General features: G+C 38.4%; 16 protein-coding genes. 7 read left to right on the forward strand and 9 right to left on the reverse strand.

Features of this window, described 5'->3' with window-relative positions; translation table 11 throughout:
* Positions 1–121 precede the first annotated feature (121 nt).
* Together ACLCDL_RS16360 and ACLCDL_RS16365 are read right to left on the reverse strand one after the other, a co-directional pair.
* Positions 122–907, reverse strand: a complete 786-nt coding sequence (locus ACLCDL_RS16360; protein ID WP_423149484.1) for a TIGR00266 family protein — start codon at positions 905–907, stop codon at positions 122–124.
* A gap of 68 nt (positions 908–975) precedes the next feature.
* Positions 976–1,494 (reverse strand): thioredoxin-like domain-containing protein, encoded by a 519-nt coding sequence (locus ACLCDL_RS16365; protein ID WP_423149485.1) that lies wholly within the window; start codon positions 1,492–1,494, stop codon positions 976–978.
* Positions 1,495–1,601: 107 nt separating this feature from the next.
* Here ACLCDL_RS16365 and ACLCDL_RS16370 point away from each other — a divergent pair, with 107 nt between their 5' ends.
* The gene (locus ACLCDL_RS16370) at positions 1,602–2,123 is read left to right on the forward strand and encodes a DUF2911 domain-containing protein (RefSeq protein ID WP_423149486.1); all 522 of its coding nucleotides are present in this window, start codon (positions 1,602–1,604) and stop codon (positions 2,121–2,123) included.
* Between the two features lie 73 nt (positions 2,124–2,196).
* On the opposite strand, the gene cobA is transcribed toward ACLCDL_RS16370, so the two are convergent.
* The gene (cobA, locus tag ACLCDL_RS16375; RefSeq protein ID WP_423149487.1) at positions 2,197–2,925 is read right to left on the reverse strand and encodes a uroporphyrinogen-III C-methyltransferase; all 729 of its coding nucleotides are present in this window, start codon (positions 2,923–2,925) and stop codon (positions 2,197–2,199) included.
* A 166-nt stretch (positions 2,926–3,091) separates the two neighbouring features.
* Here cobA and ACLCDL_RS16380 point away from each other — a divergent pair, with 166 nt between their 5' ends.
* The 3 genes from ACLCDL_RS16380 (at position 3,092) to ACLCDL_RS16390 (ending at position 5,726) form a co-directional block, all read left to right on the forward strand.
* Positions 3,092–3,286, forward strand: coding sequence for a hypothetical protein (locus ACLCDL_RS16380; RefSeq protein ID WP_423149488.1), 195 nt, complete (start codon positions 3,092–3,094; stop codon positions 3,284–3,286).
* A gap of 48 nt (positions 3,287–3,334) precedes the next feature.
* Positions 3,335–3,559 carry a hypothetical protein gene (locus ACLCDL_RS16385; protein WP_423149489.1) on the forward strand — a complete coding sequence of 75 codons (225 nt, stop codon included), beginning with the start codon at positions 3,335–3,337 and terminating at the stop codon, positions 3,557–3,559.
* Positions 3,560–3,671: 112 nt separating this feature from the next.
* The gene (locus tag ACLCDL_RS16390) at positions 3,672–5,726 is read left to right on the forward strand and encodes a dipeptidyl-peptidase 3 family protein (protein WP_423149490.1); all 2,055 of its coding nucleotides are present in this window, start codon (positions 3,672–3,674) and stop codon (positions 5,724–5,726) included.
* Positions 5,727–5,794: 68 nt separating this feature from the next.
* On the opposite strand, the gene ACLCDL_RS16395 is transcribed toward ACLCDL_RS16390, so the two are convergent.
* Genes ACLCDL_RS16395 through epsC form a run of 3 tightly spaced genes read right to left on the reverse strand, consistent with a single transcriptional unit; the run spans position 5,795 to position 8,406 of the window.
* On the reverse strand, positions 5,795–6,667 hold the full coding sequence (locus tag ACLCDL_RS16395) for an alpha/beta hydrolase (RefSeq protein ID WP_423149491.1): 873 nt from the start codon (positions 6,665–6,667) through the stop codon (positions 5,795–5,797).
* Between the two features lie 48 nt (positions 6,668–6,715).
* Complete coding sequence (gene cysM, locus ACLCDL_RS16400; protein WP_423149492.1) at positions 6,716–7,588, reverse strand: cysteine synthase CysM; 873 nt, start codon at positions 7,586–7,588, stop codon at positions 6,716–6,718.
* A 5-nt stretch (positions 7,589–7,593) separates the two neighbouring features.
* The gene (gene epsC / locus ACLCDL_RS16405) at positions 7,594–8,406 is read right to left on the reverse strand and encodes a serine O-acetyltransferase EpsC (protein ID WP_423149540.1); all 813 of its coding nucleotides are present in this window, start codon (positions 8,404–8,406) and stop codon (positions 7,594–7,596) included.
* Between the two features lie 308 nt (positions 8,407–8,714).
* Here epsC and ACLCDL_RS16410 point away from each other — a divergent pair, with 308 nt between their 5' ends.
* Positions 8,715–10,301 (forward strand): peptide chain release factor 3, encoded by a 1,587-nt coding sequence (locus tag ACLCDL_RS16410; RefSeq protein ID WP_423149493.1) that lies wholly within the window; start codon positions 8,715–8,717, stop codon positions 10,299–10,301.
* A gap of 12 nt (positions 10,302–10,313) precedes the next feature.
* On the opposite strand, the gene ACLCDL_RS16415 is transcribed toward ACLCDL_RS16410, so the two are convergent.
* Positions 10,314–10,826 carry a YdeI/OmpD-associated family protein gene (locus tag ACLCDL_RS16415; RefSeq protein ID WP_423149494.1) on the reverse strand — a complete coding sequence of 171 codons (513 nt, stop codon included), beginning with the start codon at positions 10,824–10,826 and terminating at the stop codon, positions 10,314–10,316.
* A gap of 6 nt (positions 10,827–10,832) precedes the next feature.
* Positions 10,833–11,213 carry an SRPBCC domain-containing protein gene (locus ACLCDL_RS16420; protein ID WP_423149495.1) on the reverse strand — a complete coding sequence of 127 codons (381 nt, stop codon included), beginning with the start codon at positions 11,211–11,213 and terminating at the stop codon, positions 10,833–10,835.
* 97 nt (positions 11,214–11,310) lie between these two features.
* Between ACLCDL_RS16420 and ACLCDL_RS16425 the strand changes: the two genes are divergently transcribed.
* Together ACLCDL_RS16425 and ACLCDL_RS16430 are read left to right on the forward strand one after the other, a co-directional pair.
* A complete protein-coding gene (locus ACLCDL_RS16425) occupies positions 11,311–12,228 on the forward strand; it encodes an alpha/beta hydrolase (RefSeq protein WP_423149496.1) in 918 nt (305 codons plus the stop codon).
* Between the two features lie 51 nt (positions 12,229–12,279).
* Positions 12,280–13,410: a metallophosphoesterase gene (locus ACLCDL_RS16430; protein ID WP_423149497.1), complete on the forward strand. Its 1,131-nt coding sequence runs from the start codon at positions 12,280–12,282 to the stop codon at positions 13,408–13,410.
* 230 nt (positions 13,411–13,640) lie between these two features.
* On the opposite strand, the gene ACLCDL_RS16435 is transcribed toward ACLCDL_RS16430, so the two are convergent.
* Positions 13,641–15,275, reverse strand: a complete 1,635-nt coding sequence (locus ACLCDL_RS16435; RefSeq protein WP_423149498.1) for a catalase — start codon at positions 15,273–15,275, stop codon at positions 13,641–13,643.
* Between the last annotated feature and the right edge of the window lie 158 nt (positions 15,276–15,433).

A 15,433-nucleotide genomic window follows, 5' to 3' on the forward strand; every position in this document is an offset into this window, starting at 1 on the left:
GAATAAAACTGAATTTAAATGGAATGAGCCCGATGGAATATCGAGCTCATTATTACAAATCTAATAACTAAATTCGTCCAAACTTTTGGGGGCAGTCCAGATTTACTCCGCCTTTTCTTGTTTAATCTCCATCCAGCAAATTACCTATTCCGCCAAGTATACTTCCCTCCTCTTTACGGTTCACTGTTCCGTATTGCAATATTCTGCCAGCCAGCCTGCTGATAGGTAGTGTTTGTATCCACACTTTTCCGGGTCCTCTTAACGTAGCAAAGAAAACTCCTTCTCCACCAAACAAAGTGTTTTTTATTCCTCCTACAAACTGAATATCGTAAGAAACTCCGGGGGTAAAAGCCACAATACAACCGGTGTCAATTTTCAGAAGTTCTCCAGGCTGCAGTTCCCTTTCAAATACATGTCCGCCGGCATGCACAAAAGCCATCCCATCTCCTTCAAGCTTTTCCATAATAAAGCCTTCGCCACCAAACAAACCTGTTCCTAATCTTCTCTGAAATTCAATTCCGATACTAACCCCTTTAGCGGCACATAAAAAAGCATCTTTCTGACAAATAATGCCGCCTCCTAACTTTAATAAATCAAGCGGAATGATCTTGCCTGGATAAGGAGAAGCAAATGAAACTTTCTTTTTTCCGTTTCCAATATTTGTAAATGCTGTCATAAACAGGCTTTCGCCGGTTAGCAGCCTTTTTCCTGCACTAAAAAGCTTTCCTAAAAATCCTGAGTTCTGCTGGCTTCCGTCCCCGAAAATAGTTTGCATTTGTATGCCTTCTTCCATCATCATAAAGGCTCCGGCTTCTGCTACTGCAGTTTCCTGGGGATCTAACTCCACTTCAACATATTGCATTTCTTCTCCATAAATACAATAATCGATTTCATGATTTCTTAACATAAGCGCTAAAATTTATTTTAACAATAGACCTTAAAATTACGCATTTGTTACATGCTGCTTCTGGAGGTTTATGGAATTTCTGTTTTTATTTTATCTTTTAGTTCGGCAAGTTTGGTAGATAATTTAGGATCTAAAACCTTCATATCCTTATTTACCAGAACAAACACAGGAACACCATTTCTCCAAACTTTATCATTAGGAAAAAGGTCTTCTAATGTCTGTTTAAGAACAACCTTATGTGCCAGATAAACGTCCGGGCCACTAAAGGCTAATTTATATTTATCAGCAGAAAGCGAAGATTTACCAAGTACCTTGTTTATTTTTTCATCGTCTTTACTTACAGCAACAACAACAAGCTGAGTGGTAGCCGGGTTAATCGTCTTTTCAAACTCTGGCAGTGTTTGCGACAGGGTTTTACGGCAGGGGCCGCACCAGGTAGTCCAGAAATAAACCAACGTGTAATCTTTTTTCTTAATTAACGATTGAAGGCCCGAAACATCAATAGTATTGTCTTCTGAATTCTTTTTTGTGGTACAACCATTTATTAAAAAGGCGGAAAGGAGGAATAGTATAAGTATTTTTTTCATTTTATTCTACGATAAGGTTTAAATTTATGTAACTTAAATCATCCAAACACTTTAACTTCCTTAATTGTTCAGAAATCAAATTTTAATTAACCTAAGATCTTTAAGCCATGAAAAAATTATTCTTACTTCTTTTACTGTCTGCTTTTGTTTTCCAGGTGAACATTTATGCGCAGGATCAAAACGATAAAAGTAAACGTCCCAGCCCTCCTGCAAAAGTTTCTCAAACCCTTTCTTCCGGTTTGGTAGTTACTATTGATTACAGCCAGCCCTCAGTAAAAGGGAGAACTGTTGGAAAAGACATTGCGCCTTACGGAAAAGTATGGCGAACCGGCGCTAATGAAGCTACAGTATTTGAAATCAGTAAAGATGCAAGCCTTAATGGAAAAGCCTTAAAAGCAGGCAAATATAGTCTGTACACTATCCCTGGAGAAAACTCATGGGTTGTTATTTTAAATAAAGCCTGGAAACAATGGGGAACTGTTTATAACGAATCTGAAGACGCTCTTCGTTTTACCGTTAAACCAACAAAAGCTCCTTCATTTACCGAGAAGATGACTTTTACCATTTCTAAAACGGGAGTTGTAAGCTTAATGTGGGGAAATTCTCAGATTAATTTTACTGTAAAATAAATAAGAATATATTGCCAACGCAGACAGGGTTTAAACTCCTGCCTGCGTTAATGCCAACTTTCTCATTCAACATTTACGCTTTTAAAGCTGTTACTGCGCCGATAATAATTATGGCAGGATGCGTAAATTTTTGTTCAAGCGCCAATTGAGGCAGATCGCTTATTTTTCCACGAACTGATTTTTGCAGAGGCAAAGTTGCATGCTGAATAATAGCGGCAGGAGTTTCTCCCTTTCCTGCTTCTTCATAAATGGCAGCAATCTCAGCTAATTTCTTCATTCCCATATATACAACTACGGTAGCTTTGCTGTCAAGTGCCAGTTTAAGGTCTGTAGATAAAGCACCATCCTTTTTAGTTCCGGTTACAACCCAGAAACTTTCGCTTAAAGTACGATGAGTTAAAGGGATATCTTCATAACCTGAAGCCTGCATACTGGTAATTCCAGGAATAAAAAATGTATTAATACCATTTTCTCTTGCAAAAAGGATTTCTTCATATCCCCGTCCAAAAATAAACGGATCTCCACCCTTTAAACGCACTACCATTCCTCTCTCGAATGCCTTTTCCTTAATCAGTTCATGTATTCTTTCCTGCGATGTATAGTTGCCATAGGGTTGCTTACCTACATATATTTTCTCACAATCTTCGGAAGTAAGGTTAAGCAACTCTTTATTAGCAAGATTATCATAAAGGACAACAGGCGTATTTTGCAGAACTTTATATCCTTTAAGAGTAATTAATTCAGGGTCGCCGGGACCTGCTCCTACAATATATAGTTCAGGTTGGATTTTCACTTCGGTCATTTAGCGCTAAATTATGGCCTTTTTTTATAAGCAATATAAAAATTATGTAAGACTTGAATTCTCTGCATATTCCTACCACACGCCTTTATATTCTTTTTGTAAAATATGTAAAAGTATAACACAAACTATAGCCCTGATTTGTAGAAATGAAACATTATATAAACTTATGGCATCAAATTTTTTTAGTGTACTGATAGATGACGAACTTATTACATTAGAACGAAATCGGGTGATTTCAATTGAACCGTATGAAAACGGAACAAAAATATTGCTGGAAGCCTCTCATTTGGAAGAAGAACCCTTCACTTATTTCTGCGCCGAGTCATACGACAAGGTAATGCAATCCTACTTATCAAGATAAAAACGAACAAGCTGCAATATTACTTGTTATAGCTATAAATCCAACAACATGACAGATATTAAAGGAAATCAATGGGTTAAGCCAAATAATAAACCCTCAGAGCAAAATTCGGAACCACGGAACGAGGAAAATGAAAACATTATAAAAGGAGCGCAGCAGGAAGATCAGTTGGAAGGATTGAAGCCGGATGCAGAAACAGACCGGAAAATTGCCAGTGAACCAGCGGATGAAAAAAGAAAAGAAGATGAAGATTCTTCCGGCCCGCAAGACTAACTATACCTAGCCTTCTATTGTTATTTTAAACTTTCATACCTTTGTTATGTCTTTAAATCTTATGAGAATAGTACTTCTTGGCTCATAAGAAAAAGTAAAATCATTTAAATGTATGAAGATTAAATTCGTATCAACTTTAGTTATCGCGTTTGCCGGTACTGTTTTCCTAAAAACACAGGCAGCAGAACCTGTTTTGAATCCTGCTGATTCAACCTTTGATGTAGCTGCAGAATCTTTTGCCGATCTTCAGCTACTCCGTTACCGAGTACCGGGCTTTGATGAGCTTAGTTTACAACAAAAAAAGTTAGCTTATTATTTGTCGGAAGCTGCTTTAGCCGGCCGGGATATAATTTACGATCAGAAAGGAAAATACAATCTCCTTGTCAGAAAAACCATCGAAACTATTTACGGCACTTATAAAGGCGACCGAAAATCTGCAGATTGGGATAAATTTAAATCGTATGCAGGCCAGGTGTGGTTTAGTAACGGCATCCATCATCACTATGGAAACGACAAGTTAATCCCCCAATTCTCTTTCCAGTATTTTACGCAGCTAATTAAAAATTCAGACGCCAACAAATTCCCTTTAAATAAAGGTGAAAATGTATCCGCACTTGCAGAGAGGTTAAAACCGGTTATTTTCGACCCCAAATTTCAACCAAAATTAGTTGATCTTTCACCAAATATTGACAACATTGTTGCCTCCTCAAATAATTTCTATGAAGAAGTAACTCAAAAAGAGGTTGAAGACTTTTATTCTAAATTCGACACAAAAGGCGATGCTCCATCCTGGGGATTAAACAGCAAGGTGATAAAAAAAGACGGAAAGATTGTTGAAAAAACCTGGAAAGTGGGAGGAATGTACAGCAATGCAATTGAAAAGATTGTTTACTGGCTGGAAAAAGCGATACCTGTTGCCGAAAACAACCAGCAGAAAGATGCATTACAGAAACTTGTAAAATATTACCGTAGCGGAGATTTAAAAGATTTTGATGCATACAGTATTGCCTGGGTTGCTGATACTGCATCAAGAATAGATGTGGTAAATGGCTTTATTGAAGTTTATAACGACGCAATAGGAAAAAAAGGTAGTTTTGAAAGTGTTGTTTCTTTAAAGGACATGGAAGCAACTAAAAGAATAAAAGCGATTGCAGACCAGGCACAATGGTTTGAAGATCATTCTCCCTTAATGCCTGAACATAAAAAGAAAAAAGTAAAGGGAATTACTGCCAAATCTATTACTGTTATTATGGAATCGGGCGATGCAGCACCCTCTACTCCTATCGGAATCAATTTGCCAAATGCCGATTGGATCCGCAAGGAACATGGATCCAAGTCAGTTTCGTTAGGTAATATTATCCATGCCTACAATCTATCAGGCAGTAAAAGCGGTGCTTTAGACGAATTTGCCTTGAACGATACTATTAAAAACAGGATCAGAAAATACGGCGCCTTAGCATCCGACCTCCATACTGATATGCACGAATGTATCGGTCATGCTTCTGGCCAAATTAATCCCGGCGTTCAAACTACCGATAAAACACTTAAAAATTATGCTTCTGCACTGGAAGAGGCCCGGGCCGATTTAGTTGGTTTATATTACATAATGGACCCCAAACTTATTGAATTGGGAGTTATGCCGTCTTTAGAAGTTGGAAAAGCAGGCTATGACAATTATATCATGAACGGGCTTATCACCCAGTTAACACGCATAAAATTAGGAAACAACCTGGAAGAAGCACACATGAGGAACCGTCAGCTGAATGCTAAATGGGTTTACGAAATGGGGAAAAAAGATAATGTGATCGAGATGATTAAGGTGAACGGCAAAACCTATACGAAGATCAATGATTACAATAAACTTCGTGACCTGTTCGGACAGCTGCTTCGCGAAATACAACGAATAAAATCGGAAGGTGATTACAATGCAGGAAAAAATCTGATTGAAACTTACGGAGTAAAAGTTGATCAGGATTTATTGAAAGAGGTATTGGATAGGTATTCTAAACTGGACATTAAACCCTATAAAGGATTTATACAGCCGAAATTAGTTCCAATTATGAAGGGTAATGAAATTATTGATGTAAAAGTAACGTATCCTGCTTCATTTTATCAGCAAATGATGGAGTACGGAAAAAAGTATTCCTTTCTTCCAGTTATGAATTAACTATTACTGATTAATTTTAATCAAATATGATACAAAAAAGAAGAGGCGGATCATTCCGCCTCTTCTTTTTAATACTGATGAAAGCCCTGCGAAACAAATTCAAGAACTGTAGGCAAAGCAGTTCTCCAGTACGTCCAGTTATGAGCCCCATCCCTCACACGGAATTCATGCGGAATTTCTTTTTTACGCATTGCAATGTGAACTAGGCTGTTTCCTTCGTACAGAAAATCATCATCACCACAATCAATATACCAACGGATTGCCTTTTTCTGTTCCGGCGTATTTAATTTTTCAAGCAGCGAAAGTGCATTATGGTTGTTATAATAGTTTTGGATAGCTGAATCAGCCACGTCAGGATTATCTTTTTTAATACGTGCAGTTGCTTCCTGTAAAGAAAGAGGACCAATATAAGCACTAAGCGGACAAGCGGAAGAAAACAATTCCGGATGGTGCAGCGCATACATAAAGGTGCCTCCCCCACCCATTGATAACCCGGCAACAGCACGATATCTTCTATCATTTTTTATTCTGAATTTCTTTTCAACATAAGGCATTAACTCCTGGAAAAAGAAATCTTCGTACCGCCATTCTCCTTTTACATCATTAAAATAACCACGCTGGCCGGTATTTGCATCTGGCATCACAATAATCATGGGGGTTGCTTTTCCCTCCCTGATTGCCTGATCTGTAATATTTAAAACTTCCCCGAATTGCACCCAGCCTGTCTGGTCATCTCCGGCTCCATGTAAAAGATAAAGAACAGGATAGGATCGTTGTGAAGTTTCATAATCCGGTGGTAAATAAATTGCAAACTTGCGGTCAGCTTTTAAAATTTTAGAAGGAAGAGATAGATTATCGGATACTTTGCCTGTTTGTGCAGCCAACAGATACGGAATGAGCATAAAAACCCACCCCCAAAAAAAGGAAGCTTTTTTCATCATCGGTTTAAGAAAATTGGTTATAAGTGGTAATATCTTTAAAGACCTAAATTAAGCAAAAAGATCAGTACTCAAATAACGATCGCCTCTGTCGCACACAATAAATACAACAAGTCCTGATTCTAATTCCTGAGCAAGTTTTATCGCAGCAAAAGCAGCTCCACCGCTACTCATTCCTGCAAAAATACCTTCCGTTTTTGCAAGTTGTCTACACATTTGAGTAGCATCGCCTTGTGAAACATCAATTGTCCGGTCTACACGTGACGGATCAAAGATTTTAGGAAGATATTCCACCGGCCATCTCCTGATACCCGGAATAGAAGATTCTTCTGTAGGCTGGCAACCAACAATTTGTATAGCAGGATTTTTTTCTTTCAGAAACATCGAGTTTCCCATTATAGTTCCGGTTGTACCCATTGCACTTACAAAATGAGTGATTTGTCCGTTAGTATCACGCCATATTTCAGGACCGGTTGTTTTATAATGCGCCAAATAATTATCTGCGTTGGCAAATTGGTTCAGCAGAAAATAATTTTCTTTTGAAGCTTTTTCTTCCGCATAATCCCGGCAGATCTCGATACCTTCCAATAAGGTAACTTTTGCTCCGAAAGCTTCCATTGTTAATGTTCGTTCCCGTGATGAATTAGACGGCATTACCAGCTCTATTTCAAGATCAAACAAACGTGCAATCATGGCTAAAGCAATGCCTGTATTTCCACTGGTAGCTTCTATCAGTTTAGTACCCGATTTAATTTCGCCGCGTTCTATTGCACTTCGAATCATATTAAGTGCCGCCCTGTCTTTTACACTACCTCCCGGATTATCTCCTTCAAGTTTTGCAAAAATTTTAACATTGGGATTTGGGTTCAGCTTTTGAATTTCAACCAGCGGTGTATTTCCAACCAGGTCTATAATAGTTGCCATCTTGTTTATTCGTTAATCTGTCTTTCTATAACCTTAATACTTGGCTGATGATATACTGTTGAATAAGGGGGAACACTTTTGGTAAGCCATACATTACCACCGATAATGCTGTGATGGCCAATAACCGTTTCGCCACCTAAAATAGTTGCACCTGAATAGATGACGGCATGATCTTCAACAGTTGGGTGACGTTTTGTTGAAGCAAGGCTTTTATCAACACTTAAAGCTCCCAAGGTTACGCCCTGGTACAATTTAACTCCATTTCCAATAACGGAAGTTTCGCCAATTACAATACCTGTCCCGTGGTCTATGTATAAATATTCACCGATAGTAGCTCCGGGGTGAATATCTATACCGGTTTTTGAATGGGCAAATTCAGTAAGAATGCGTGGTAAAAGCGGGATATCCAATTTTAACAAGGCATGAGCCAGACGATAGAAAGAAATTGCAAAAAAACCGGGATAAGCCCTGATAACTTCAAATTCACTTTTAGCTGCCGGATCACCTTCCAGTATAGCATTAATATCTGTATTTAACAGCCGGTATAATTCAGGCAGTTCTCTGAAAAATATTTCTCCTTTTGTAACATTATTACAATCGCGGCATGCTGTAGTAGCATCCATTATCCGTAACAGCTCCTTCTCCAACCGTAAAAACTCCGCTTTTATTTCATACACAGTAGAAAAATGATTCTTTGCCTGCTCGGGATAGAGCAAACGGATAAGCTGGAAAGCCCACGCTGCAATTTCTTCATTGGAAGGAACTGCTTCTACTGTTTTTTGCTTCTCAAAGATATGATTGTAAAATTCCTTATCCATCAGCGGATTTATAAGATCATTGCCTGATGCAAGTTTAGGAAAAAGAATCTCTTCTGATTGTAAAACTTCCAAATCTATTAACAGTTTTCACTGTACTACTCAAAATTTTACAAATTGTTTTACTTGTAAGAAAATTTTTTATAACCTTTAATTAACTCTTATTAAAAAAATTGCCCCCTGTTTTTTCTTCAAATGTTTTATTACTTTTGCCGTTCATGAAGACAAACCTCTCATTGTTGTTAAAACTTCTGTTCTTCTAAGTAATTCCTTAAGATTTATTCCCTTACCAATAAAGCATAACATTTATTATGTCTTATCCTGAAATAGAAAAAAGAAAAACATTTGCAATCATTAGTCACCCCGATGCCGGTAAAACAACTTTAACGGAAAAATTTCTACTTTTCGGGGGTGCAATCAATACAGCCGGGGCGGTTAAAAGAAACAAGGCGAACCAGAATACCACCTCCGACTTTATGGAAATTGAAAAGCAAAGGGGAATTTCGGTTGCTACTTCGGTGATGGGATTTGAATATAAAGGAAAAAGGATCAATATCCTGGATACTCCCGGTCACAAAGATTTTGCTGAAGATACCTATCGTACCCTTTCTGCCGTAGATAGTGTTATCCTTGTTGTTGACAGTGTAAAAGGAGTTGAGGAACAAACAGAAAAACTGATGGAAGTATGCCGCATGCGTAACACTCCCGTTATTGTTTTCATAAACAAGCTTGACCGTGAAGGTAAAGACCCTTTTGACCTGCTGGATGAAATAGAAAACAAGCTGAATATAAGTGTATGTCCGCTTTCATGGCCCATTGGGCAGGGGCACACGTTTAAAGGGGTTTATAACATCTACAATAATCAACTGAATCTTTTTGAACCGGATAAATCAAAGGTTACCGAACCTGTTATACAAGTTACTGACTTACACGATCCTATACTTGCTACTCATTTACAACCCAAGCAGCTGGTTAAGCTACAGGAAGATAAAGAACTTGTTGAAGGTATTTATGGTGAGCTCGACAAGGAAATGTATTTAGAAGGCCTGTTAGCACCGGTATTTTTTGGAAGTGCAATTAACAATTTTGGAATCAGAGAGCTTTTAGAGACATTTATTGAAATAGCTCCGAGCCCCAAAAGTCGGGAAGCCAACGAGCGTATGGTTGAGGCAACGGAAAAAAATCTGACTGGATTTATATTCAAAATCCATGCAAACCTCGACCCCAATCACCGTGACCGTATTGCTTTTCTAAGAATCTGTTCAGGCAAATTTGAAAGGAATACCTTCTATTACCATACGCGTTTAAATAAGAAACTTAAATTCTCCAACCCCATGGACTTCATGGCCAACGAAAAAAGCTTAGTTGAACAAGCATGGCCCGGAGACGTGGTAGGATTGCATGATACGGGAAATTTTAAGATTGGCGACACCTTGACAGAGGGAGAAAATTTACAGTTTAAAGGAATACCGAGTTTTTCGCCGGAAATTTTCAAAGAGGTTGAAAACCGCGATCCCCTAAAAACCAAACAATTAGAAAAAGGCATTCAGCAACTTACAGAAGAAGGTGTAGCACAATTATTTGTACAGCAACCGGGAAACAGAAAAATAATCGGCACAGTTGGCGAACTTCAGTTCGAAGTAATCAGTTTTAGGCTGGAACACGAATACGGCGCAAAATGTGCCTTCAGAATGCTTCCTTTTAAAAAATCAAGCTGGCTTACTGCTACAGACAAGAAAAACCTGCAGGAGATCGTTCAACGCCGGGCATCTAATATTGCTTACGACAAAGAAGGAAATCCGGTATTTCTGGCTGATAACGACTGGGCGATAAATCTGGCTAAAAGAGATTTTCCGGATGTTGAGTTTCATGCCACTTCGGAATTTAAGCGAGGATAATCTTGCCCCTGATTATGCTTTTTCTGCTTTAAGCATACGTATCATTGGCCCAAAAAGCATGCGTTTTGATAATGCATTTATTGTTTGGGCTATGCGTTTGGTTTTTGTCGGTTCAGTTTTTGCGCTTTCAATCCAGTTAATGAAGTAACTTTGGTTTGATTTGGAGAGGCCATTGAAAAATTGAAACGCTTCTGCGTCATCTTCGAGGCAAACCATTAAATCAGGAGGAATCTTTATAGAAAATTCAAAATCTGCTTCCAGTTTTACACGTACCAATGCTCCGGCACGTTTTCCAATACCTTTTCTAAATTTTTCATTCAGCGCCATTATAAAATTCCCCTCTCCCATTGGAAGCAAGGCAACACCGGATATGGAATACGCATCTAAACACCCTTTAACCCTGAAAGTCTGTTTGTTTCCCGGCTTTAGCTGCTGAGCAATATCTGCAGGAATTTCAATATAGGTCCAGCCGGTTTTTTCACCTTGCTCCTCAAACTGTAGTATCAATGTATCGAACTCAATCATACCAGCCTATTCTTCATAAAACTCCCGAAGTGAAGCAAAATAAGTATGCTCCCACCCTTCTTTAATATCGGCATAATCGTTATCGGGAATATTTGAGTGTCGCAATTCCACAGAAGTTCCATGTTTATCAGGATGAAGGATAATAGTTACTATTGATTCCTGTTCCTGATCTCCGAAATACCATTGCTGTACAATTTTCTTATTTTCAATAAACTCTATATTTTTTCCTGCAATACTTCCATCCCACAAAGAAAACTCCGTACCAGGCACAGCTGCCATTTCTGCATGTTCTCCCGTCCATAAATGAAGTGTTGCTTCGTTTGTAAGGGCAAGATAAACTTCTTCGGGGGTAGCCGGAATGAGAAAATATTTTTTAAAATCTTTCATAAATCGCTTTTTGCAATTTTATTAATCCTTTTTATTTATTTTGTTAAAAATCGGATTTCTTTTTTATCGAAACCATTCTCTCTTTTAATCAGGAACCATGAAAAAATTCTTTATTATTCTTTTTCTTATCGCCGGAAATTTATATCCTGTTATGTCGCAAACTGTTTTACCTCTGTATCCAGATAAAATTCCTAATTCAATTAAAACTGCTAATGAAGAAATCAGTGACAAAAATAATCCCCGGCCCTTTATACTTAAAGTATCACAACCAACATTAACCGTTTTCCTTCCCGAAAAAAGTAAATCAACAGGAACAGCAGTGGTAATTTGCCCGGGTGGAGGATACAGCGGGCTGGCCATTGAACATGAGGGATATGAGGTAGCAAAGGAATTTAATAAGATAGGGGTTGCTGCATTTGTATTAAAATATCGCATACCTGATACGAAAACAATGCAGGATAAAACTATCGGGCCTTTACAGGACGCCCAACAGGCTATTAAAATGGTTCGCCAGCGGGCAAAAAAGTGGGCAATTGATGCCGGAAAAGTTGGAATCATGGGTTTCTCAGCCGGAGGACACCTTGCTTCTACTGCAGGCACTCATTTTAATAAAGCGGTGATTGAAAATAAAGAAGGTATCAGCTTAAGGCCAGACTTTATGATTTTAATTTATCCTGTAATCAGCTTTCAGGATAACCTTACTCACATGGGATCAAGAAATAACCTGATAGGTGAAAATCCACCGAAAGAAACTAAAGATCTATACTCCAATGAACTGCAGGTTAATAAAGAAACGCCTCCTTCATTTCTGGTACATGCAGGCGATGATGATGTGGTTAAAGTTGAAAATTCGTTATTCTTTTATAATTCCTTACATAAAGCAGGAGTGCCTGCAGGAATGATTATCTACCCGAAAGGCGGACATGGCTTTGGCCTGGTAAATCCAACCACTGACAACCGTTGGTTCAATGCCTGTGCCGACTGGTTAAAGAGCAGCAATCTGCTGAAAAAGTAGATAAATATTTTTCTGCCCACAACTTCTTTTAGCGCTTGGGGTTACAATAGCATGCGTAAGCTTTTACAAAAACTATTAAGAAAGCCGGTAAGCTACCTGGCAGAAAAATATGCCTCCAGACCTGATCAAACACGTGTTCACGAATCACTTACACAACTTTACAATCACATTGTAACCAATCCTGGCAAAAAAGGTCCCGTTATCCGCTTCACGAATAAGGAAAAGTACATTATTCTTTCAGATCAGCATAAAGGAGCTAAAGACGGATCGGATGATTTTGCTTTTGCCGAAAACAATTACCTTTCAGCTTTAACCTGTTACAATAAAAACAATTTTTGTTTTATAAGCCTCGGAGACAGCGAAGAGCTTTGGGAAAACAGCCTGGAAGCAGTAAAAAAGAACAATACAGCTTCTTTTGAGAAAGAAAAAGTATTTGCTGAAAGAGATGCTTTTATAAAGATTTTCGGCAATCATGATCTCTATTGGGACAATGATCCGCTGGCCTCCTTCAACCTCGAATCTATCTACAAACAAAAGGTAAAAATATACGAAGGTTTAATTTTAAAAACTTCAATAAAAGGAAAAGAACTGACTTTCTTTCTTACTCACGGTCACCAGGGCGACTTGCAGAGTGATGGAAACTGGTTCAGTAAGTGGTTTGTAGCTACTATATGGGCTCCGCTTCAAATTTACCTTCGTTTAAATCTGAATACTCCTGCATACGATGATCATTTAAAAACTGCTCACAATAGGTTTATGTACGATTGGGCTGCAAAACAAAAAAATGTAGCACTGATTACCGGGCATACGCATCAGCCTGTTTTTGTTTCATTGACACTGCTTGAAGGGTTATACCGACAGTTAGCAATAGCAAAAGAAGCTAACCTGAAGGAAAAAATAGAAAAACTGAACGAAGAACTTAAAAACAGGGTAAAACGAGGTGAAGTAATTCCTGATTTCACTGCCTATAAACCAACTTATTTCAATACCGGGTGCTGCTGTTTTAATGACGGAGATATCACGGGAATAGAAATTGAGAATGGCTTCATCAGGTTGATTAAATGGGAATATAATGAAAATAAAACTTCAGTTAGGGTATTATTAGATGAGATTGAACTTGAATGTTTATTAGATAAACAAGGAGTTTTAGAACAAAAAAATGATTTAAAAGAAAAAATTTAACCTAAAAGAAAACATATCGGTAATTTTATTGTTACATCTACAACCAACTAAACCTGCTGATATGAAAATTCTATTATTCAGAGCATCTTTTTATATGATGATTATTATGTTATCGATAATAACATCTTACATCCTGTGGAAGATAATTATTTGATAAAATTTCTTTTGCTGGTATTATAGAAAATTAACAGGGAGGCAACGATCTCCCCGTTAATTTTTCTACAGAAATTTTAATATGGTTTTGATTCCCTGGATTTCTCTTCCGCTTCCTCAACCGCGGTGTGCGAAGAAGTTGAACCAATGGGTCCTTTTTCAATACTTTCGCTTGCATTCTTCAGTCCTTCTGCCACACGCCTTCCATATTCAGGGTCGCACTTACTGAACATTTCAATCATTTTATCCTGAATATGTTTTTGAGTTGGCTTTAATGTATTTACCAGGTTTTTAATCAGGTCATCCCGTTCCCAATCCTCAAATATTCTGAAGCGTTCTCCGGCTTGTTTAAAATCATTCGTCCGGTCTATTTTTTGCCTAACCAGAGGAGCATTATATTGGGGAGTATAATCTTTTCCTGCTTTTGGTGCTTCCTGTAAACCGTTTAAAGAAGACGGTTCATAATTTACGTGCGGATTTACGCCGGGTACCATGTCCTGGTGGTAAGCCATTTGTCCATCCCGCTGATTGGTAGCTACGTGCGTTTTTGGAGCATTTATAGGCAGTTGCAAATAATTAGTTCCTACACGGTAGCGCTGCGTATCGGAATAAGAAAAAGTACGCCCCTGCAACATTTTATCATCCGAAAATTCCAGTCCGTCAACTAAAACTCCGGTACCAAAAGCCGCTTGTTCCACTTCAGCAAAATAATTTTCCGGATTTTTATTTAATACCATTTTCCCCACGGGCAAAAATGGAAACTGGTCTTCGGGCCATATTTTAGTATCATCTAACGGATCAAAATCCAGTTCAGGATGTTCATCATCACTCATCACCTGGATACAAAGTTCCCATTCCGGATAATTTCCCTGTTCTATTGCTTCATAAAGGTCCTGCGTTGCATGATTAAAGTTCTTTCCCTGGATATCCTGAGCGTCCTCCTGCGTTAAATTTTTAATTCCCTGCAAAGGCTCCCAGTGGTATTTCACTAATACAGCCTGTCCATCCTTATTCACCCACTTATAAGTATTTACTCCCGATCCCTGCATTTGCCGGTAGTTTGCAGGAATGCCCCAGGGCGAAAAAACAAAAGTCACCATGTGCATCGCTTCGGGTGTATTGCTAATGAAATCGAAGATGCGCTCACCATCCTGCTGATTTGTAACCGGGTCGGGCTTAAAGGCATGAATCAGATCAGGAAACTTAATCGCATCACGAATGAAGAAAACTTTAAGATTATTCCCAACAAGGTCCCAATTGCCATCTTCCGTATAAAATTTAACGGCAAAACCGCGGGGATCCCGTAATGTTTCCGGCGAATGTCCGCCATGCGTTACCGTTGAAAAGCGAACAAAAACGGGTGTTCTTTTACCTTTTTCCTGCATTAGCTTTGCCCTTGTGTACTTCGATGCAGGTTCATTTCCAACTGTTCCATAGGCTTCAAAATATCCGTGTGCCCCAGCCCCTCTTGCGTGTACAACTCTTTCGGGAACACGTTCCCTGTCAAAATGTGAGATCTTTTCAAGAAACTGGTAATTTTCTAAAGTTGCAGGGCCCCTGTTTCCAACAGTTCGCAAATTTTGATTGTCTGTCACCGGATGCCCCTGCCGGGTTGTAAGCGTGTTCGATACTTGCTGTGAATCATTTCCTTTAGATTCCATGTCTTTTTGTGGATCGCTCTGATCCGGGCTTAAATTTTGTTCAGGATTCATAATTCAGGATTTAAAGATGAAAGAGATAAAGAATTTTGATGCAAATAAAACACTCTCTTTTTACACCTGTTTGATCTTTCTGATTATAAAACTTTATGGCTCATTACTAATATCTATAAGAGTACAAGCAGGCTAAATGAGGTTTTTTTATGTAGTTT

Origin of the sequence: Rubrilithobacter danxiaensis, assembly GCF_047272945.1 — a bacterium.
GTDB classification, from domain to species: Bacteria; Bacteroidota; Bacteroidia; order Sphingobacteriales; family Sphingobacteriaceae; genus Rubrolithibacter; species Rubrolithibacter danxiaensis.